Below are 21,594 nucleotides of genomic sequence, written 5' to 3' on the forward strand. Positions count from 1 at the left end.
CTTTTGTTTCGTACCATGATGAACGGGAAAATCCACCGTGCAACGGTTACAGAGGCTAATTTAAATTATGTTGGCAGTATTACCATAGATGAGGATATTATTGACGCTGTCGGAATGACAGCGAATGAAAAGGTACAGATTGTAAACAATAATAACGGGGCACGTCTTGAAACCTATATCATTCCTGGCGAAAGAGGTAGCGGTGTTGTTTGTTTAAATGGTGCTGCAGCCCGACTTGTGCAGGAGGGCGATATTGTGATCATTATTTCTTATGCACTAGTAGCAGAAGAAAAGGTACCGGCTCATACTCCAAAAGTAGCGATTATGGATAAAAACAATCGTATTAAAGAACTTATACATGCAGAACCTGCACTTACGATTATGTAGGAGTCCCCGATTTTCGGGGATTTTTCTTTTTTATGGAACTTTCAAAAAATGTTTGAAAAATGGTAACGATATTATGGTTATATTCGAGTAGGATTGTTTTCTTTTTTCCCTTTTTGTGATACCGTTTAATGAACGAAGTTTCGGGGTGTTAATGGAATGTCAAATAAATTTGTAGTAATTGATTTAGAAACAACTGGAAATGTACCTAAAAAGGGCGATAAAATCATTCAATTTGCAGCTGTGGTCATTGAAAATGGAATTATCACAGATAAATTTTCGGCTCTTATTAATCCACAAAAATCTATTCCGGCTTTTATAGAAGAATTGACTGGAATAAATGATGAAATGGTCAAGGATGCACCAGTGTTTGCTGAAATAACAGCAAAGGTCATCGATTTGTTAGATGGGGCCTATTTTGTCGCTCACAATGTTTTATTTGATTTATCATTTCTGCAAGAAGAATTGATCCAGGCTGGATTAGAAGGTTTCTATGGACCAGTACTTGATACAGTAGAATTGGCAAGAATCCTCTATCCTACAGCTGATGGCTATAAACTTTCTGATTTAGCAGAAAAAGAGAACCTGAAACATGATCGCCCACATCAGGCCGATAGTGATGCCCAGGTTACTGCAGAATTATTTCTTATCTTGTTAAAACGATTGTCTTCCTTGCCACTCCTAACTATTAAACAGCTTACCCAGCTTTCAGGAGGGCTAAAAAGTGATCTTGAGCAGCTGCTGGACGAAATAGTAGCTGAAACGGATAGGAAGCGGGAGGAATTGCCTGACCATATCGAAATTTATAAGAAAGTAGCATTAAAGAAAATCACTGTGGCAGAGAACGAGCACGTAGTCGATATAAATCTAAAATACCCTTTGAGTGAAGAAGAAAAGGTTGAAATCGTCAAACAAGGCTTCCAATCTTTTGAGAAAAGATCAGGACAATTTAAAATGATGGATATTGTCTACCAATCTTTTCAAAATAACAAGCATACTCTTATCGAAGCAGGGACTGGTGTAGGGAAATCACTAGGTTATTTGCTACCAATTGCCTTTTTTGCAAAACAAAATAGGCTTAAGGTTATCGTCAGTACCCATACCATTCAACTGCAAGAACAACTTCTAAAAAAAGAAATTCCACTGTTGGAGAAAATTCTCCCCTTTAAAATAAACTCGGTGCTTCTTAAGGGAAGAAGCCATTATTTAAGTTTAGAAAAGTTCTTACTGACATTGATGGATGAAAACGATAATTATGATACTACCTTAACTAAAATGCAAATTCTTGTCTGGCTGACTGAAACAGAAACTGGGGATAAGGATGAATTGAATCTCTCCAGCGGAGGCCTTATTTATTGGAATAAAGTCAAAAATGAACCAACCGTTTTTTTGCAAGATCAAGAGTGGCAGGAAAGAGATTTTTATCTAAAAGCAAAAATAAAAGCCCAGGCTGCTGAGATTGTTATTACCAATCATTCTTTATTATTAAGTGATATTAAGGGAGAAGGCTCTATTTTGCCCTCATTTGATTATGTCATCCTTGATGAAGGTCATCACCTTGAAAAAGTAGCCAGTCAGTTTTTTGGACATTCTTTGGATTATTTAACAACCAGGTTATTAATAAATCAATTTGGTCAATATGAACAAAAACAGCTTTTTTATGAAATGGAGCAGCTGCTTGCTTCAATACCAGTTCAAGAAGGAAAACAGCTTCAAACGATTGAAATGAATCAAATGGTCCTTGACCTTATGTATGAAATGGATGAATTATTTAAATTAATTGCCCTATTTGCCAAAATGAAGTTCACAAACAAAAAAGGGTTTAATCGAGTAAAAGTACGATTTACTCATTCAGATAATGGGAAAGAAAGAAACGCCCTTGTCCATAGTGCGGAAAGGTTTGCCTTTTTACTCAAGGATTTATATTCAGCCATCAACCACCGTCTCGAATGGATAAAAAAAGAGAAAAAACCGTTATCAATTGCCCAGGAAAAAATAATCGAAGAAATTCATTTATTTGTAAATGATCTTGGTGAGCTCAGGAATACGGTTATTAACTGCTTTATAAAAGAAACGAAACAAGTAAAATGGATTGAAATGGATATCCGTGCACCACAAAATGTAACAACCATTTTGGCACAGCCTGCTTTTGTGGCTGATCAGCTTAAGGAACAATTTTTTCAAATGAAAAAAGCTGTTGTCATCACGTCTGCCACATTAACAGTTAATCATTCTTTCCACTATATCATGAAGGAAATTGGACTTGATGCTGATACAACCGTTCAACAGACGATTTCTTCTCCCTTTGAGTATAAAAATCAGGTTCAGCTTTTCATTCCAGAAGACTTGCCGGAAATAAACACGGTTACCTTGGATGAATATGTGATTGCTATAACCGAGCATATTATCACAATTGCTGAAGCGACAAAAGGAAGAATGCTGCTGCTTTTTACGGCCTATGACATGTTAAAGAAAACATATGAACTGATTAAAGAAAGTGGTTTTTTAAATGAATATGTCCTAATTGCCCAAGGAATTACAAGCGGAAGCCGCACAAGATTAACAAGAAATTTTCAGCGCTATGATAAGGCGATATTGCTTGGGACAAGCAGTTTCTGGGAAGGAGTAGATATCCCGGGTGAGGATTTATCATGCCTTGTTATCGTAAGGCTTCCGTTTAGTCCGCCTGAAGAGCCACTGACGGAGGCGAAATGCCAGTTAATTATGCAGCAGGGTGGAAATGCATTTTCTGAATACTCCCTGCCTGAAGCCATTCTTCGCTTTAAGCAAGGATTTGGTCGTTTGATTCGTACAGAAACCGATCGTGGAATCATGATTGTGTTTGATAGAAGAATTGTCACTACTAAATACGGAAAGGCGTTTTTAAAATCAATTCCACCTATCCCTGTAAAAAAAGGAAGGATTGATGAATTGGTTGACATCATTCATTCTTGGTTATGATAATAAATGGAAATTGACACATCCTATAAGTACGTTCTTGGGAGGATTGTGCATGAGAATATTGCTATTTCTATTTTCCATATTTATTTCAAGTACCTTTTCAGTAAAGGCTGAACCATATATTTCTAGCAAGGTTGAAAACATTGATTTAAAATTATCAGTTGATGAGGCAGCAGTATCTTTTTTGGGCTTGTCTACAGGTGAATCCATCCTTGTTCAAGGCCCAAATGGTAATAATATCTTGGTAAATGCCGGTGGAAAAGGTACAAAAGCAGAATTAGAAGGTTGGCTATCCCTTTATGGCGTAAAAGAAATCGCAGCGTTAATCCTGACAAACAGCCCTCAGGAAATATCTTTTATGAAAATCAATGAGCTTATTTCAAAATATAATATTAAAGAAATTATCACGACACCAGAGTTCTCCAAACAGCTTACAAAAAAATTGGAGCAAACAAATCGAATTTCCGTCGTTTCTTGGAAAATGGGGACAAAAAAGGAAATTCTCCCGCAGTTAATTTCTGAGGTCCAATTTGTTGGACATGAACAAAACGAAGGTATGGATTTGAAACTGCAATTTTTTAATCACAATATTTTTTTGATGACGTCTTTTAGTCAGCAAGCGGAGCGAATCCTCCTTAGGAAAAATCTTAAGGATGTCAATATATTTAAGTTACCTAATTCTGCCAAGGAAGACTCTTTATCAGGTAAATTGATTGAATTCCTTAATCCGCAAATAGCCATTCTTTTTGCGGCGGAGAAGCGAAAGTTTGATGGTGACATCCTTCATGATTTATACGAAACATGGTCTGAAGTTTATTTTACAAATAAAAACAGTACCGTAACAGTAAAGTTTACAGAAACAAATTATGAAGTAATTACTATTCCAATAGTGAAGGAAGAATAACTGCTGTACAATTTTATAAAAAATCATTTATAGTAGAGGGGATTCACAGTACGTGAAAGGCTCATACCTGTTATAATAAATTGAGAAGATTCTATCAAAATCATGTTTATTAGATAAAAAGGAGAAATATGGATGGAGAGTAAAATTGAAGTATTATCAACTGTAAAAATCCAGTACAGTCCGGATTTATATAAAGTGGTTGATGCCCTTAATCGAACCTTAAAAGAAAAAGACCTGATGTTTGGACTAGCTCTAGATAAAGAGAATCAAAATAAAGCGATTTTTACCATATATCGTACATAAAGAAGTGAATGAAAATGAAAAAGTGGATTATTATTATTGTGTTATTCATCCTTGTCGTTCTCGGAATTTCGATTAAAGTATATTTATCCGCAGTAAAACCGGTAAATGCTGCAGAAAATAAAGCTGTCACACTTGTAAAGAATAAAACCCAATTGAACAAAGTGCAGGATTTTCATATTTATAATGGTTTAGAGACAGTTAACGTCATTGAGGGATTAAATAAAAAAGGTGAAAAAATCATTGTCTGGATTCCCGAAAAGAGCAAGAAAATTATTGTTAGAAAAGCGAAGGATGGTCTATCCAAAGAGGAAGCTATTCAAAAACTATTACAAGAAAAAAAACCAAAAAAGATTATTTCAGTCCGACTCGGAATGGAAAAAAATATTCCATTATGGGAAATTTATTACCGTTCTGAAAATAACTTAATAAATTATTATTATATTGTCTTTGAAACTGGTGAGTGGTGGAAAAAGATTGAGAATCTATAGCTTCACTAGAGATTGGAGGAAGAGGTATGGAAGTAGAATTGGCAAATAGGGTATTGGCCTTAACCCCTTCATCAACATTAGCCATAACGGCTAAAGCGAAGGAATTAAAAGAACAAGGGGAAGATGTCATCGGTTTAGGAGCAGGAGAGCCAGATTTTAATACACCTAAACATATTTTAGATGCAGCTTTTTTATCAATGAAAGAGGGGCATACAAAGTACACTCCTTCGGCCGGATTGCCTGCATTAAAAAAGGCAATAATCAACAAGTTTGAATTGGATCAAGGACTTAGCTATAAGCCGAATGAAATTATTGTCGGAAATGGGGCTAAACACGCTCTATATACATTGTTTCAGGTGCTTTTAAACGATGGTGATGAAGTTATTATTCCTGCTCCATATTGGGTTAGCTACCCCGAACAAGTGAAATTGGCAGGTGGTGTACCTGTTTATATTGATGGGCTTGAACAAAATCATTTTAAGATAACGCCTGAACAATTGGTTAAGGCGATAACGAATAAGACAAAAGCGGTTATTATTAATTCTCCGAGTAATCCAACAGGTGTTTTGTATACAGCGGAAGAACTAATGGAGCTGGGCAAAATTTGTCTTGAGAAAAACATTCTAATCGTTTCTGATGAGATTTATGAAAAGCTTATTTACGGAGGGGCTATTCATATTTCTATCGCCCAACTTTCTCAAGAGCTGAAGGAGCAAACGATTATCATTAATGGTGTCTCCAAGTCGCATTCCATGACTGGTTGGAGAATTGGCTATGCTGCAGGGAATAAACAGGTGATTGAAGCGATGACAAACCTGGCTAGTCATAGTACATCCAATCCTACAACGACCGCTCAATATGCTGCAATCGCTGCCTACAATGGCCCTCAAGAGCCCGTTGAAGAAATGCGTCAGGCATTTGAAAAGAGACTAGAAATTATTTATGATAAATTGGTGGCGATACCTGGCTTTACTTGTGTTAAGCCACAGGGTGCTTTTTACCTATATCCAAATGTTAGGAATGCTGCCGAAATGACTGGATTTAATAATGTCGATGACTTTGTTGAGGCCTTACTTGTTGAAGCCAAAGTAGCAGTCATCCCTGGTTCAGGCTTTGGAACACCAGATAATATTCGTCTATCCTATGCGACTTCATTAGATCAATTAGAAACTGCGGTTTCCAGAATACACCGGTTTATTATGACCAAAGTTAAGATATAATCTTCAATAGTGAAACAGCAAAAAGTCTGCATTTGCAGGCTTTTTGCTTTCCTTACCAATGAAGGATACCCTATACCCTATACTCTTACTCAGATTGCTTGTTCATGGTATACTTATTTGGAGGTGTCCTAAAGATGAAATCGAATTTATTAGCTTGGATCCAAGAAGGAAATATAACCGTTCCGACTTTATTATTTTCAGAATACCGTAATCTTAATTTAAGCGAAGTTGAACTTGTGCTTTTATTAAATATTCTTACCTTTTTAGAAAGTGGGAACGAATTTCCTACTCCTGACGAGCTTTCAGCACGGATGACTATTTCCATTTCGGAGTGTAACGATATGCTTAGAAGGCTGATTCAAAGAGGATTCATTGAAATTATTGATGAATATTCGCATGAGGGTATTCGTTTCGAGAAGTATTCTGTGAAACCATTATGGGAAAGACTCGTTGAGCAATTTTTAAAAAATAGTAAAAATAATAAGGAGACTGAAAAGAAAGGCGAAGAAACTGATGTATACACTTGCTTTGAAAAGGAGTTTGGACGCCCGCTATCGCCATTTGAATGTGAATCCCTAGGGATGTGGATGGACGATGATCACCATGACCCTGTTATTATCAAAGCGGCGCTAAGAGAGGCTGTGATGTCAGGTAAATTAAATTTTCGCTATATAGATCGGATTCTCTTTGAGTGGAAGAAAAATGGAATTAAGACTATTGAACAAGCGAAAATCCATGGGCGGAAATTTCGTCAAAAGCAAACACAAAAAGTGCCTCCTAAAGATGAGTCTCATCAAACTTCAGTCCCTTTTTATAATTGGCTCGAGCAATAATTATGTCTAACGAGGGAAGCTTCTCTCGTTTTTATTCTTTTTATAGTGGGTGATAGTTTGCTTAATAATACACAAATCCGTTATTGTTTAGATCAAATGGGTGAAATGTTTCCGGAAGCCCATTGTGAATTAAATCATGCTAATCCATTTGAACTTATCGTTGCTGTTTCTTTATCTGCACAATGCACCGATGCTCTCGTCAATAAAGTCACAAAAAAATTGTTTGAAAAATACAAAACACCTGAAGATTATTTGCAAGTTTCACTAGATGAATTGCAAAATGATATTCGTTCAATAGGACTTTATCGAAATAAAGCTAAAAACATTCAAAGCCTGTGCTGGAAGGTTCTAAATGAATATGGTGGGGAAATCCCAATGGACCGGGATGAATTGACCAAGCTTCCAGGTGTGGGCAGGAAAACAGCAAATGTAGTCGTGTCGGTTGCCTTTAACATCCCAGCCATTGCGGTAGATACCCACGTGGAAAGGGTGAGTAAGCGCCTTGGGATTTGTCGCTGGAAGGATTCTGTTCTGGAGGTAGAAAAGACACTGATGAGGAAAATTCCAAAAGTGGAATGGTCTGTGACCCATCACCGGTTAATTTTTTTCGGAAGGTATCATTGTAAGGCTCAAAATCCTCAGTGTCCAAGCTGCCCTTTATTAGAGCTATGTCGAGAAGGAAAAAAACGAATGAAAGGGAAGGCCGAGGTCAATGGCTAATCAAATGGCAGAAGTATCAAGCATCTTACAGGAATGGAGCGGGGTCAAAGCAAGGCTTGAGGAATTATTTCATGAACGTAATCATGAAAACACAAGAGAATTGATGCAGCGTGGAATTGATTTATTCGTTCAATTTTTATATTTCTCAAACGAAAAGGCCTTACAACTTGATAGATCTATTCCGTTTATTCAATTTGATTTAAAGCCTGTTAATATTGAAGAAAGATTTGCGTTTATTAAGTCGCGACCAAGTTTATTTCATTCTTTCCGCCAGCTTTCAGAACTGATGGTCGAACAAGAAAAACTGTTTGTAAAGAATAATATCATAAAAAAATCGTCTAAGCCAAAAGCCTAGACGATTTTTTTAAAAGATAAGTATAAAATTTTCTACTTTGAGAAATGTCCAGCTCCAGCGCCCTAGCGACTAGAGTGCTTCCCTCACCTCCCTACGATAAGTCAACATCGGTTCGCTAACGCTCACCGTGTTTCCTTTATCTCAGTCGGTTCAGTCCAGCCCTTACGTCGCTGACCAGGGCGCTTGCGCTTTTCTTATTTTAAGGTTCTCGGGATCCAGAACCTTGACCACCTGTAGGGTTTCCAGGAGGAATAGCTGGTGGGATGGTACCACCAGGATTTTCCGGGTTCCCACCGTTCCCACTTCCATTATCATTGCCATTCCCTTGACCATTGCCTTGGTCATTGCCTTGGCCATTGCTATTGCCTTGACCATTGCCATTTTCGTTTCCTTGATTATTATCTACATTAGGTATTGGAATATCAATCACTGCTGTGGCTGGGTCACTCTTTTTATCTCCGTTAATTGCAACAATTGTAAAGGTATACTTAGTTCCAGGAGTTGCAGGAACAGTTAAGGTATTACCTGTAACAGGGAAATGTTTCGGACCGGATCCGTCTTCAACTGTAACATCAAAAGTCACATTTTCATTATTTGTTTTGTAATCCCATGTTACAGTAATTGCCTTTGTCGCTTCATCATATTTTGCTGATGGATTGGTGGGAGCATCAAGTTTATTATATTTCTCCGATACTTTATTAGGTGCATGGCCTTTAACTGCATATTCGGTCAACACTTCACTATCTGGTGTGAACTCACCAGCAAGTACCGGCGGCATCGAGCCTTTTTCGATCCTGACTTTTTGAACGCTGTTTGGAACAGTGAAATCAGGAGTATCAATATCCTTTGATACATAGGCCATTAAATTTTTGAATATTAACTGAGCGATTTGCTGGTTAGTTCCGACATTTGTGATTGGTGTTCTGCTGTCTTCATACCCTGTCCAAATTGAGGCAGTGTAATTGGTTGTATATCCACTAAACCATGCATCCGGAACATATTTGCTGCTCTTAATATTAAATTTCTTCATATCTTCTTCCGAATAGTTGGTTGTTCCGGTCTTTCCAGCAATTGGGAGACCAGGAACTTTTGCTCTTGTCCCCGTACCGGGAGAGACGAGCACGCTTTTTAGCATATCGGTAACCATAAAGGCGGTGGAATCCTTCATTACAACTTTTGATTCCGGTGTCTGGCTGATCACGGTTCCGTCGCGCAGTTTAATTTTTGAAACTGCATATGGCTTCGTATAAATGCCCTTATTACCAAAAGCACTATAAGCCCCGGCCATTTCAAGTGGGGAAACACCAGTTTTAAAGCCGCCAATTGCGTACGATTCATAAATTTCTTTTAAAGGTATACCGAGGCCAACAGCAAAGTCTTTAGCTTTATCTAACCCAACTTGCTGAAGCGCTTGGACAGCAGGGGTATTTCGGGATAATTGCAATGCTGTTCTAATCGTCATCGGCCCCATATATGTTTGGTTCCAGTTTCCAAACTTTTTCCCGGAGGAATAGGTCATTGGTTTGTCCTCAATCATTTCATACGTTCCCCAATTTAAGTATTCAATTGCTGGACCATAATCGAGAACAGGCTTGATGGTAGAACCAGGCTGCCGCTTCGTGTCGATCGCATAGTTAAATCCGCGTTTTACTTGTTGGTTTCTTCCGCCGCCAATCGCACGGATTTCTCCCGTTTTCGTATCAAGTAGAGCAACCCCAGCTTGGAATTCCTCATCAGGATATTTAATAATATCCTTTGAATTAAGCATATTATAAACATATTTTTGTGCATTTTGATCTAATGTCGTATAAATGGTTAAACCATCTGTAAAAATATCTAAATCAGTGTTGTCTTTCACTTCATTAATAACAGCATCGACAAATGAATCGAAAGGCTTTTCGTCTACAGTACGCTGTTCAGGTTTTAATACAGTGGCTGCAACAGAAACTTTTTTTGCTTCTTCCATTTCTTGCTTTGAAATAAAACCATGCTGTTCCATTAATGTTAAGACGATATTTCGTCTTTTTTCAGCTAAATCCGGATGTGTGAAAGGATTATAATTATTCGGGCTTTGTGGCATCCCTGCTATTTGGGCAGCTTCTGCCAATGTTAAGTCTTTTAATGGTTTTCCGTAATAAATTTCTGCTGCTGTGGCTAGACCGTGACTGTTTTGAGATACATAAACTTTGTTTACATACATTTCAAAAATTTGATGCTTTGTATATTTTTGCTCAAGTTCATACGAAAGCCATGCTTCCTGCACTTTTCGTTTTAAGGTTTTATTCTGTGTTAAAAAGGCATTTTTAACAACCTGCTGTGTAATCGTACTGCCGCCTTCTGCACCAAAGCCACGCTGGAAATTAGCCAAAACAGCGCCGCCGAGGCGAATAGGATCAATACCATGGTGTTTGTAAAACCGGTAATCCTCAGTCGCTAAAACAGCATTTTCAACTACCTTTGGTATATCTTTATAGTTTACATATTCACGATTAACGGCACCCACTTCGGTAATCGGGGTTCCATCTTTATCTAAAATCTTTGAAGGGATTGGATCTTTTAATAATTTTGGGTCAAGTTTGGGAGCATCCTTTACTAAATAGGCGAAAGTGCCAACTCCTGCCAGTATACCAACAATTCCAATGACAACCAGACTAAGAAAGATTTTCTTGAATAGTCCTCCGGATTTTTTCTTGGTTTTTTGATTACCTGTGGATTGGAGTTTCTTTCGGCGCTCCTCTCTCGATTGATACTGTTGGGACATTGTAATATTCCTTCCTTTCTAACCTCAACACATTTTCCTATGAAAGAGGTTAAAATCTATCAATTATTTTAATATAGTCAATTCTTGGTTGAAATCCAAGTGGAATGTGATGACCTTTTTGTTCGATTTCTTCTTTTGTGATTGATTTTCTTCCCCCATTAGCCATTCTTTCCCAAAAAGTTAACAAGTGTTTAGCTTCAAGTAAAAAAACCTGTTCAAACCTGGTAAAACGAAGAATAACGAAACAAATTCCACCTTGATTAAGTACTTCTTCCATATGCTCTATCTGATGAGGATGGAAATTTTTTAATGGAAAGGAGGTAGGGTTTTGTGTTTCTTTTGCTTCAAAATCAATATATTTTCCTTTATAAACACCATTATAGTCTGTTGTTGATGCAAGTTTAAAATAAGCCTCTTTTATTACGGCAGCACTTCGATTTGGATAATCTACCTGGACAATTTGAACAGGAGTCGGTTTTTTATGAATGACGGCAATTTTTCTTTCCCGGTAGAATTCATTCGTTTCATTTAGATCTTCTTCGAGTGTCATTCCCCGGTTACTATAAGAATTATTTTTCTTATTCTTCGTTGTTGTGGCAGTCTCACTTTCTTTCGGTTTGTATCTTTTTCCATTTGGATAGTTCAAATTCATGTTATGCACCTCTCAAGCTATTCCTTATCATATCAAATCTTAGCGAGATTGGGGTGTATAAAATACTTCCGTATACGTATTCTAATAACAATTGTACCTTGTATGTCATACATACGCATGGTTCATTTTTCATAAAAGGTCTAATGTGACTCAAACTCTAGTAAAAAAATAAGGGAAGATGAATATGAATATGAATATGAATCATCTTACGATACAGGAACAAACAATCATCCGTCAAATTCTACGTGAAACGAGTAAAAAAAATATCGATAATATCACAAGAACGAATGCCTATTTTACTTATTTTAAACAAAATCCGGATATTATTTGGTCATTCCTAGCCAGTATGGTCTCAAGAAATGGGGGATGGAATATGTGTGATCTTGTTGGGACCATATTCCCGCATCTCTTAGAAGCTAAAACAAGAAAACAGCTTTTTCTTACTTATGAGCGGGCAAATTGGCTTATTTTTCATGATGTATTTCCTCAGTTATTGCTCTATCAATATTCGACGAAAATAAATAGACCAATGTTTCATTTACTTCCCTATTTCAATGTTTCTGAGTTTATTCAAAAAGAATGGCATCGCTATTGGTTCGAAACCGATAGGGATAGGCTTACAATTGCATTAATTATTAATGAACAAAATGTGATTCAAACTCCTGTTATCGAACATCCCGTATATAAGAAGAAAGTTTTCCAATCGCTGATTTTTTCCTTTCAAGACTGGCTCCATTTCAGTTGTGTCCTATTTCCAACATGTGGTGGCGAAGTTTATGGGGCCAGTGCAAATGGTTTTAAATCCCTCTCAAAGAGAATTAACTTAGGAAAAAGACTAGCCAGTATTCTATTCCATCCGCGCCTATATCCGTATTTTTTTGAATTCGCTGAAGAAACAGCGCATACAGGGTCAAGACATGATTATGAACAATATTTCAAAATAAAGACTAACCAGAACACGCCTATGCTGCGAATGAGTTTCCCGGTAATTGCTCATCATCAACATGCATATGAAGATTGGAGTTTGAAAAGAAGAGTTTCTCCTACTTGGTTATATATTCCTGCGCGTCATCGGCACTCCATTCATCTTACGGATTGGTATTTCACAAAGTCGAACCAACTTCAATTTATCCTCTCCATACAAAAATTATTTCAGTTGAAAAAATGGGAATAAAAAAAGCAAGGTTCAACCCCCTTGCTTTTTGCTTTTTCTGTTTTCATGTGGATGGACGATCAGGTCCCTCTAATTTTTTATCACCATAGCCCAGTCTTTTTTCTGCTTCTGATTGTGTTTGTTTATTGGTTTGTTTTTTCTTTTTTGACATTAAAAGCACCTCCTATATTAGCTTGTGCGGTTTTCATTTTTTCATGCGAAATTAAGTTTATGTCGAAAAGCTATTGCATAAGCAAAGCATTCACACTTTCTTTGACGAATTGCTTCTAGTTTTGTCATAAGGGAAGGAAGCGAGAGAAATACAGAGAATACTACCTAATAGATAATCGTGAGGAGGTTTTTTAATGAATAAGCCAATATCCGAAAAGGAAAAACTGCTTACCATGCTGACAGATATATACGATCAATTAGAAGAATTGGAGTCCGTTCTCGAAGCATCTTTCTCCGATCTTCGCATTAGTTTGAATAAGGTAGAATATGAAAACTTAACGGGACCAGTTCAAAAACTAGCAGATATGGATATTATACTAAATCATATTCATCCGATTTTCACTGATAAAAATATTGATACTAGCCCAAACCAAGTTTTAAAAACATTAAAGCTTGAATTAGGATTTTAATTATAGTTAAAATGGATGGAATGAGAGTAGCCTAATGATCATTGCAACTCTTTAATTTTAAGGTTTAGAAGGGATATATTTTAGATGTCTGAGGAAATCATTTATTTAACAGAAAAGCTTCTCCAGTATAATCGATTATTTCAAGAGTATTATCAACGTGCCAGGGAAACAGGAACTACTGAAGATTTTCATGAGGTCATTAAACCATTTGCAAATGAAGTGAAGGAAGTTAACGACCAGTGGAAAGAAATGATGAAAAAATGGCTCTCGAAAACTTCACATAAATATATTCATCTAAAGCAAATTGACTCGACCTCGGAACATATTGATCAGCTAGCGATTCAATCCTTTTTTTCAACCACTAGCAAAAAAAGGTTTTTAGATGCTCAGAGAACGGTTGAATTTTTCTTGCAGGAAATTTTAAAAGGAGTTAAAAATTAGAAAAGAGATGCTTAGCATCTCTTTTTTGGGTTAAGAATGTTTGATGAGGGAGTTTTTATTATCAGTTTCAGGAATAACTGCGCCTTGGTTTTCAAGTTCACGGACAAGTTGGCGATATTCTTTTATGCCAATTTCGTTTTGAATATATGCTTTCTTAGCAAAATCCATTAATGCATTAATATCATCTGTGTCATAATCCCGACTTTGATTAAATTTGCTTTTTAATTGGTTAATGTCCATAAATAGCTCCTCCTTCATCATTTTATCCATCGTAACACGAAATAAAAAGAATTATAGTTTTTATAATATTTAAACTTTAGACAAAATTCCCCTAAATTAGACAGTTGGGTAGATTTCAAATTAATCACCATTCATTTCTTACCTACATAATGTGTAATGGAGAAAAATAAAGAGGAGATGTTTGCCCATGTTTGGTAAGAAAAGACCAAATAATTTTGTCAATTATGGATACTCGGGGCAAATAATGCACCAAGATTATCCAATTGGATACCAATGGAATGACCAGAATGTTGATCGTAATCAACCTTATTCTTATCAACCACAGCCACAACATTATGATTGGATGGGTTACCAGCAACAAAATCCGTACTACCCTCAATTTCAGCCATATGGTCAAAACGTTCAACCTGGATTCGGCCCTCAAACAATGCCAATCAATGCTCAACCATATACTCAAAAGGATTCACAATTCCTATTCCAAAATCCACTGGTACCAAAGGATGAAATAGCGAAAAATCAACCATACATGCCAATGAATGGCTATCCAATGATGAATCCATATCCAAAACAAAACATCCTTCCAAAACAACCTGGTGGAGTGCAATCGTTCATGAATTCTTTTAAGTCTCAAGATGGGTCGGTGGACTTTAATAAAATGGTGAATACAGCAGGAACAATGATGAATGCGGTGAATCAAGTTTCTTCATTAGTAAAAGGGTTTGGAGGAATATTTAAAGTGTAATCAAAAAAGACGGCCACCGGCCGTCTTTTTTGTAATATAAGAATTTATAACATTGGACTTAGAGAAATGTCCAGCTCCAGGCGCCGATGGGCGGGCGCCTTGCACTTTTCTTAATTTCACTAAGATCAATAAATAATTGGCTAATCTTCTATTTCAATCACTTTCCCTTTTTCTTGTGGGATTCTTATTTGTAATAAACCATCACGGTAAGATGCCTTCACCTGTTTTTCATTAATCGCATGTGGAAGTGCGACGGTTCTTGCTGATTGTTGTCGAATAAATTTGCGGCGATAAACTTGGGTTTGATCGTCTTCCACAGTTTCCATCTCATTATTTTCAACTGATATGGTTAAATAATTCCCCGTAATATTTAAGTGAATTTGATCTCTTTTAACACCTGGAAGCTCTGCAGTAATAATATGTTCCTTCCCAGTTTCCACTGTTTCTACATGAAAACCAGCTGCAACGGGAAATGGAGTCTTGAAAAAATCATCAATGGATTGTAAAAATCCACGTACCGGTTTTTCAGTGAAGAAATCATTCATTGATCTCACCAAATCACGAAAAGGTTCAGGTATCGGTTTTTTGGGGTTGTTTTTCTCATTTGGAGGCATGGATGACATTAACATTCCCTCTCTTTCTATTATTTTACTCCATATCATATGCTGACAAATCTAGGTAGGTGCCGTCATATATTTGCAACAACTTTTTGAACGATTTATTACAAATTGTTTTGTGTGATGTAGATCACACTAAATAATTATGATTATTTGTACGCTAGAGCAGTAATTTAATGGAGAGCGAGGAATCTATATGTTCTGTTATCAATGTGAACAAACCCCATCTGGTGGTTGTAAGGTTATGGGTGTATGCGGTAAAGATGAGACGATTGCAAGCTTACAAGATACGATTATTTTTGGATTAAAGGGAATTGCGGCATATCGTACACATGCTAATCAACTGGGATATACGGACCCATTTGTAGATACAACTACTCATGAAGCGCTATATCTGACATTAACGAACTCCAATTTCAATGTTCAAGAACATATCGAGATGGCCATGAAAGTAGGCCAGGCTGCTGTCCGCGTGATGGGAATACTAGATGAGGCCCATACAAATCGGTTAGGCATCCCAGAGCCCATTCGTGTGAGCCAAAACAAAATTGAAGGAAAATGTATCGTTGTAACTGGGCATAATCTATTTGCTTTAGAGGAATTATTGAAGCAAACAGAAGGAAAGGGTATTAATATCTATACACACTCCGAAATGCTGCCAGCACACGGCTATCCTGCTCTAAAAAAATATTCTCATTTAAAAGGGAATATCGGAAAAGCTTGGTATGATCAACGCCGTCTGTTCGAAAAATTCCCTGGAGCTATTTTAGCGACGACAAACTGTGTGATGCCGATTAAAGGAACCTATGCTGACAGAATGTTTACTTATGAAGTAACGGGGCTTGAAAAAGTAGAAAAAATTGTTAATGATGATTTTTCTCCTTTAATTGCGCGAGCATTAGAACTTCCTGAAGCGGCTATCGAGTCTGAGGAAACATTGCTTACAGGCTTCCATCATGAAACGGTCCTAGGCATAGCACCTGAAGTAATTGATGCAGTGAAAACAGGTAAGATTAAGCGATTCTTTGTCATTGCCGGATGTGATGCTCCGGGGCATGGTGGGGATTACTATCGTGAACTTGCAACATCGTTACCACCAGAGACAGTAATCTTAACAACTTCCTGCGGGAAATTCCGTTTTAATGACGTTGACTACGGTGTCGTTCCAGGAACAAATATTCCTCGTTACATCGATTTAGGCCAGTGCAACAATTCAGGTTCTACAGTGAAAATTGCCATGGCTTTAGCGGATGCGTTTGGCTGCGAAGTGAATGAACTTCCTGTTAGCATTGTTTTGTCTTGGTTTGAACAAAAAGCGGTAGCCATTCTACTAGGGCTGTTTAGCTTAGGAATCAAGGATATCCGTATTGGGCCAAAACCTCCTGAATTTATTTCTGAGGGAGTTTTGCAGGTCCTTCAAGATACATTTAATCTAAAACTGATCGGTACTGCTAAAGAAGATATCGAAGAAATGCTTCAGTTATCTATAAAATAATATAAAGAACCGCAGCATGATTGCTGCGGTTCTTTATATTAGATTAATTTCTTCTAGTAGAATATCTACATTTAAAATCATATTTCCTTCATCATCAACTTCGATTAACTCATCTTTTTTCATTTTTGTTAATGTCCGGCTAATCGTTTCCCTGGTGGTTCCAATCATATTGGCAAGATCCTTGTTCGTAAATTCGGACTTTAGAAGTATGGTTCCATCTCCTTTTTCCCGACCATGTTTCTGAGCAATCCTAATAAGAAGTTTAATGATTTGTTCATAAGTATTATTGAGAATTTGCTCTTCGAGGCGGTTTTGTAAATCGACAATTTTCTCACCAAGAACCCTAAATACCTTGATACAAAGCTCAGGGTTTTCAATCAGCACCGTTTCAAATTGGGAAATCGGCACCGCTATGAGTTTGGATGATTCAAGTACCTCCGCATAGGCAGGGTAGTCACCTTTTCTGAAAAAGCCGACATGGGGAAACATTTCACCTTTTTTCATGATAGCAACAATCTGTTCCTTACCATTAATGTCACTCTTGTAAATTTTGATTTTTCCATCATAAATAAAATAGACGGTTTCAAGCGGGTCACCTTGGAGGAAAACATGGCTTTGCTTTTTCCAATCCCGTGCAATGGCGATATCGGTAATTTTCGTTAATTCAAAATCATTTAACTCTCGAAAAAGAGTGAAATCAGAAAGTACTTTTTTTATTTCGTCTATTTTCATTCTATCACCCACAAATTAATTTCAGTTACTTTCTATTGTAACAAAAAATCAAGCAATAGTTTATTATTATTGTTATTGATGTCCATTTGAATGAATGGAAGTTGGCGTTTCTCTATTCTTGTAAGTGAAAAAAATCATTTTTTCTTTTATTACGAACGTTTATTCGATAAAATAAAAGTAATGAGGTGAGGAGTATGATGTTAAAGAAAAGCCTGAGCGAAATTCTGACAGAGTTAAAAATAAATGAGGAATTTAAAGAACATATCGTCACATGGCAAACAATTGATGAAAAACCTGCTAAAACAGCGCCATTGCCTGAAGACTTACATCCGGTTTTAAAAAAATCTCTTTACACCAGGGGAATAGAAAAGCTATATACTCACCAAAAGTCAGCTTATGGAAAAATAATGGAAGGAAGAAGTGTCGTTGCAGTAACCCCAACGGCTTCAGGAAAAACACTTTGCTATAACCTTCCTGTATTGCAAACTATTTTAGCAAATCCAAGTGCACGGGCTCTTTATATGTTTCCTACTAAAGCTCTGGCACAGGATCAGAAGAGTGAAATCAACGAAATTATTCAAGCAGCAGGTGTTGATATTAACAGCTATACGTATGATGGAGATACACCTGCAAATATTCGGCAAAAGGTAAGGAAAGCAGGGCATGTGGTTATTACCAACCCCGATATGCTCCATTCTGCGATTTTGCCGCATCATACAAAATGGGTATCTTTGTTTGAAAATCTTAAATTTGTCGTCATTGATGAACTTCATACGTATCGCGGCGTATTTGGAAGCCATGTTGCTAATGTCATAAGAAGGTTGAAACGCATATGCCAATATTATGGAAGTAATCCTGTGTTTATTTGTACATCAGCAACGATAGCAAATCCCTTAGAGCTTGCGCAAAACTTAACTGAGGAGAAAATGAGCTTGATTGATAATAACGGGGCACCTAGTGGGACGAAACATTTTCTCTTCTATAACCCGCCAATTGTTAATAAACCGCTAAATATTAGAAGAAGTGCTACATTAGAGGTACGGAAAATTGCCGGTGAACTATTAAAAAATAAAATTCAAACGATTGTTTTTGCAAGAAGTAGAGTGAGGGTTGAAATTATTTTGACCTACTTGCAAGAATTAGTGAAAAACCAATTAGGTGCCAAATCAATCATGGGGTACCGGGGAGGCTATCTTCCGACTGAAAGAAGAAAAATTGAGAAGGGTTTACGGACAGGTGAGATTTACGGGGTTGTCAGCACAAACGCACTGGAATTAGGTGTGGATATTGGGGCGCTCCAGGTCTGCATTATGACAGGCTATCCAGGTACGATTTCTAGCGCGTGGCAGCAGGCAGGAAGAGCAGGAAGGAGGCATGGAGAAGCCCTTGTCATCATGGTTGCTAGTTCGAGTCCGCTCGATCAATATATCATCCAGAATCCCGATTACTTTTTTAATAAAAGCCCGGAAACAGCACGAATAAATCCGGATAATCTAATCATTTTAATCGATCATATGAAATGTGCTGCCTATGAACTTCCGTTTAAAGCAGATGAGCAGTTCGGCAAAGTGGAAACAGCGGAACTGTTGGAGTATTTAACAGAGGAACGAGTCCTCTATCAAAATGGGGACAAATGGTACTGGATGAACGATTCTTTTCCCGCTCATAACATAAGCCTGCGCTCAGCATCCCAGGAAAATGTGATTATCGTCGATCAAACAGATATTGCAAATGTAAAAGTAATCGGGGAAATGGATCGGTTTTCTGCGATGACACTGCTCCATGATGAGGCCATTTATTTACATCAAGGTACACAATTCCAAGTTGAAAAGCTTGACTGGGATGAAAAGAAGGCATTTGTCAGGGAAGTGGATGTAGACTATTTTACCGATGCCAATCTTGCCGTTCAATTAAAAGTGCTCGAGGAGGACAAGCTACAAACCTTGACTGATGTAGAAATTGGTTTTGGGGATGTTAGTGTCCGGGCCATGGCAACGATTTTTAAAAAAATCAAATTTGAGACACACGAAAATATCGGGTCAGGGCCCATTCATCTTCCAGAAGAGGAGCTTCACACAAATGGTGCCTGGATTTCCTTAAATAAGCCGCTAGCAGAAATGGGACATGAGCGATTAGAACAGGGGCTTGTCGGAGCAGCACATGCCTTAAATCATATCGCACCTTTATTTGTGATGGCCGACCCGCAAGATATCCATGTCATCCCGCAAGTGAAGGCAGACCATAATGAGAAGCCAACGATTTTCTTTTATGATCGTTATCCGGGAGGAATTGGCTTAAGCGAAAAAATCCACAGTGGGATGTCAGAGGTATTTGCCGAAACGAAAAAAATGATTGACCGATGCCAATGTGAATCCGGTTGTCCCTCCTGTATTGGGACTGATACTGTTGGGGAAATGGCAAAAAAGGATGCATTGAAAATTATTGCCTCTTTTTTAAATCCTATCGCTTTTGACAGGGAAGTGCAGTAATGTCGTTAAAAAGTAAATTGAACCGATTAAAACCACATCTTTCAGCCGGAGTAAAAGGGGAAAAACAAGTTCTCTTGACTGAATCTTCTGCCGTTGATGTACCATTCAGGGAGAGATGGGAGCAAGAAAGCGTTAACCCCTATTTTATGGACGAAGATTATTGCTTAATAAGGGAAGTGAAATATCCTCTTTCCCAGCAGCATGGACATTACTGTTTTAGTGATTTTCTTACTGCTGTTGAAATCTGGAACAAGCTTTCCGTCAGCCATCCTTTATCAGCGCAAGGACATCGGGCTGATGAACTCTTCTTTTTTGATACAGAAACAACCGGACTCGGGGGCGGAGTGGGGAATACCATTTTTTTACTTGGTTATGCCAGTATTTCAGGAAATGAGCTTGTTTTAAGGCAACATATCCTGCCACATCCGGGTGCAGAGGTTCCTTTATATCAAAGTTTTTTAGAAAAGGTAAATTATAAAACGCTGGTTACCTATAATGGAAAATCCTTTGATTGGCCTCAAGTTAAAACAAGGCATACGCTTGTGAGAGAGCATGTACCAAAGCTGCCTGCATTTGGGCATTTTGATTTATTCCATGCCGCGAGAAGGTTATGGAAGCATAAATTGGAGCGTTTGAAATTAGCTGCTGTTGAAAAAGAGGTTTTAGGAGTAGAAAGAATAGACGATATTCCCGGATATTTGGCCCCAATGATCTATTTTGATTTCATTGAAAGTAAGCTGCCTGATGGCATGATCGGAATCATAAAACATAATGAAATGGATATTTTGTCGCTTATAACATTGTATACTCATCTAACCTTCCAAATATGTGGGGTAGATATGAATCAAACAAGGCCGGAATCGTATGAAGTCGGGCGCTGGTTTGCATCATTAGGAGAAAAGAGTGAAGCAGAAAAAGTACTGAGGAAACTGACCACGGGCATTGATTTAACTTCCTTTCAGGCAAAGCTAACTTTGGCCTTTCAGCACAAAAAAGAACACGAGTGGGAAGTTGCACGAAAATTGTTCGTGGATGTTGTCGATTCTGGTGATGAACGGATGATGTTAACGGCATGCCTGGAGCTTGCGAAAATCCATGAACATAGACTAAAAGATTATCAGCTTGCTATTAACTACTGTAAAAAGGCGATTTTTTTAATAACTCAATCTAAAATACTTGTAAAATTAACAGGCCAAATGACATTGGAACAGCTTCAAACCAGACTTATTCGCTTAGAACAAAAACAGGCAAAATTTCCTGGGTAAGCGCAAAATTCGTCAAAAATAACGATGGAAGTATCGTTTTCGGCAATATTCGATTAATTGCCACAAATTCTTTTCGTTTTTGTATGAAAATAACTTGGTAAAAATGCCATACGAAAGCAGGCCCTCCATCTATTAATTTTTTTTTGAAGAGCTAATTTATAATGTTTTATATATTATTATTTAGGCAGATTGTTGATC

The 21,594-nt window shown here is 37.5% G+C and carries 21 protein-coding genes; 16 read left to right on the top strand and 5 right to left on the bottom strand.

The features are described from left to right. Nucleotides 1-3 precede the first annotated feature (3 nt). The 9 genes from panD to M5A78_RS14815 all read left to right on the top strand — a co-directional run bounded on the left by panD (nt 4) and on the right by M5A78_RS14815 (nt 8,168). Complete coding sequence (gene panD / locus M5A78_RS14775; protein ID WP_248736040.1) at nt 4-387, top strand: aspartate 1-decarboxylase; 384 nt, start codon at nt 4-6, stop codon at nt 385-387. Between the two features lie 156 nt (nt 388-543). Further along, nucleotides 544-3,345, top strand: coding sequence for an ATP-dependent DNA helicase DinG (dinG, locus tag M5A78_RS14780; RefSeq protein WP_248736041.1), 2,802 nt, complete (start codon nt 544-546; stop codon nt 3,343-3,345). A gap of 52 nt (nt 3,346-3,397) precedes the next feature. Further along, the gene (locus tag M5A78_RS14785) at nt 3,398-4,249 is read left to right on the top strand and encodes a ComEC/Rec2 family competence protein (RefSeq protein WP_248736042.1); all 852 of its coding nucleotides are present in this window, start codon (nt 3,398-3,400) and stop codon (nt 4,247-4,249) included. 132 nt (nt 4,250-4,381) lie between these two features. Then, the gene (locus M5A78_RS14790) at nt 4,382-4,552 is read left to right on the top strand and encodes a YpmA family protein (protein ID WP_248736043.1); all 171 of its coding nucleotides are present in this window, start codon (nt 4,382-4,384) and stop codon (nt 4,550-4,552) included. Between the two features lie 14 nt (nt 4,553-4,566). Continuing rightward, a complete protein-coding gene (locus M5A78_RS14795) occupies nt 4,567-5,040 on the top strand; it encodes a cell wall elongation regulator TseB-like domain-containing protein (RefSeq protein WP_248736044.1) in 474 nt (157 codons plus the stop codon). A 26-nt stretch (nt 5,041-5,066) separates the two neighbouring features. Beyond that, a complete protein-coding gene (locus M5A78_RS14800) occupies nt 5,067-6,260 on the top strand; it encodes a pyridoxal phosphate-dependent aminotransferase (protein ID WP_248736045.1) in 1,194 nt (397 codons plus the stop codon). Between the two features lie 134 nt (nt 6,261-6,394). Beyond that, nucleotides 6,395-7,093, top strand: a complete 699-nt coding sequence (locus M5A78_RS14805) for a DnaD domain-containing protein (protein ID WP_248736046.1) — start codon at nt 6,395-6,397, stop codon at nt 7,091-7,093. A gap of 57 nt (nt 7,094-7,150) precedes the next feature. Next, nucleotides 7,151-7,813 carry an endonuclease III gene (nth, locus tag M5A78_RS14810; protein ID WP_248736047.1) on the top strand — a complete coding sequence of 221 codons (663 nt, stop codon included), beginning with the start codon at nt 7,151-7,153 and terminating at the stop codon, nt 7,811-7,813. Further along, on the top strand, nt 7,806-8,168 hold the full coding sequence (locus M5A78_RS14815) for a YpoC family protein (protein WP_248736048.1): 363 nt from the start codon (nt 7,806-7,808) through the stop codon (nt 8,166-8,168). The genes nth and M5A78_RS14815 overlap by 8 nt, the downstream gene beginning before the upstream one ends. Before the next feature lie 199 nt (nt 8,169-8,367). On the opposite strand, the gene M5A78_RS14820 is transcribed toward M5A78_RS14815, so the two are convergent. Beyond that, nucleotides 8,368-10,929, bottom strand: a complete 2,562-nt coding sequence (locus tag M5A78_RS14820) for a PBP1A family penicillin-binding protein (RefSeq protein ID WP_248736049.1) — start codon at nt 10,927-10,929, stop codon at nt 8,368-8,370. A 49-nt stretch (nt 10,930-10,978) separates the two neighbouring features. Next, a complete protein-coding gene (gene recU, locus M5A78_RS14825) occupies nt 10,979-11,581 on the bottom strand; it encodes a Holliday junction resolvase RecU (protein ID WP_248736050.1) in 603 nt (200 codons plus the stop codon). Between the two features lie 184 nt (nt 11,582-11,765). Here recU and M5A78_RS14830 point away from each other — a divergent pair, with 184 nt between their 5' ends. The 3 genes from M5A78_RS14830 (at nt 11,766) to M5A78_RS14840 (ending at nt 13,816) form a co-directional block, all read left to right on the top strand. Further along, complete coding sequence (locus tag M5A78_RS14830; protein WP_248736051.1) at nt 11,766-12,755, top strand: DUF2515 family protein; 990 nt, start codon at nt 11,766-11,768, stop codon at nt 12,753-12,755. A 344-nt stretch (nt 12,756-13,099) separates the two neighbouring features. Next, nucleotides 13,100-13,375 (top strand): hypothetical protein, encoded by a 276-nt coding sequence (locus M5A78_RS14835; protein ID WP_248736052.1) that lies wholly within the window; start codon nt 13,100-13,102, stop codon nt 13,373-13,375. A gap of 84 nt (nt 13,376-13,459) precedes the next feature. After that, nucleotides 13,460-13,816: a DUF1798 family protein gene (locus tag M5A78_RS14840; RefSeq protein WP_248736053.1), complete on the top strand. Its 357-nt coding sequence runs from the start codon at nt 13,460-13,462 to the stop codon at nt 13,814-13,816. Between the two features lie 30 nt (nt 13,817-13,846). On the opposite strand, the gene yppF is transcribed toward M5A78_RS14840, so the two are convergent. After that, nucleotides 13,847-14,056 carry a YppF family protein gene (yppF, locus tag M5A78_RS14845; RefSeq protein ID WP_248736054.1) on the bottom strand — a complete coding sequence of 70 codons (210 nt, stop codon included), beginning with the start codon at nt 14,054-14,056 and terminating at the stop codon, nt 13,847-13,849. A gap of 187 nt (nt 14,057-14,243) precedes the next feature. Between yppF and M5A78_RS14850 the strand changes: the two genes are divergently transcribed. Then, entirely contained in the window at nt 14,244-14,798 is a 555-nt protein-coding gene (locus M5A78_RS14850; RefSeq protein ID WP_248736055.1) for a YppG family protein, read from the top strand. 140 nt (nt 14,799-14,938) lie between these two features. Here M5A78_RS14850 and M5A78_RS14855 read toward each other — a convergent pair whose 3' ends face one another. After that, nucleotides 14,939-15,421 carry an Hsp20/alpha crystallin family protein gene (locus M5A78_RS14855; protein ID WP_319942299.1) on the bottom strand — a complete coding sequence of 161 codons (483 nt, stop codon included), beginning with the start codon at nt 15,419-15,421 and terminating at the stop codon, nt 14,939-14,941. Nucleotides 15,422-15,611: 190 nt separating this feature from the next. On the opposite strand from M5A78_RS14855, the gene hcp reads away from it, so the two are divergent. After that, nucleotides 15,612-16,910, top strand: a complete 1,299-nt coding sequence (gene hcp, locus M5A78_RS14860; RefSeq protein ID WP_248736057.1) for a hydroxylamine reductase — start codon at nt 15,612-15,614, stop codon at nt 16,908-16,910. A 33-nt stretch (nt 16,911-16,943) separates the two neighbouring features. Here hcp and M5A78_RS14865 read toward each other — a convergent pair whose 3' ends face one another. Then, nucleotides 16,944-17,642 carry a Crp/Fnr family transcriptional regulator gene (locus M5A78_RS14865; protein ID WP_248736058.1) on the bottom strand — a complete coding sequence of 233 codons (699 nt, stop codon included), beginning with the start codon at nt 17,640-17,642 and terminating at the stop codon, nt 16,944-16,946. Between the two features lie 194 nt (nt 17,643-17,836). On the opposite strand from M5A78_RS14865, the gene M5A78_RS14870 reads away from it, so the two are divergent. Beyond that, nucleotides 17,837-20,131, top strand: coding sequence for a DEAD/DEAH box helicase (locus M5A78_RS14870; protein ID WP_319942300.1), 2,295 nt, complete (start codon nt 17,837-17,839; stop codon nt 20,129-20,131). Then, a complete protein-coding gene (locus M5A78_RS14875) occupies nt 20,131-21,396 on the top strand; it encodes a ribonuclease H-like domain-containing protein (protein WP_248736059.1) in 1,266 nt (421 codons plus the stop codon). Before M5A78_RS14870 ends, M5A78_RS14875 begins: the two co-directional genes overlap by 1 nt. The last annotated feature ends 198 nt before the right edge of the window (nt 21,397-21,594 follow it).

This window comes from Neobacillus rhizosphaerae, assembly GCF_937468385.1.
GTDB lineage: Bacteria > Bacillota > Bacilli > Bacillales > Cytobacillaceae > Neobacillus > Neobacillus rhizosphaerae.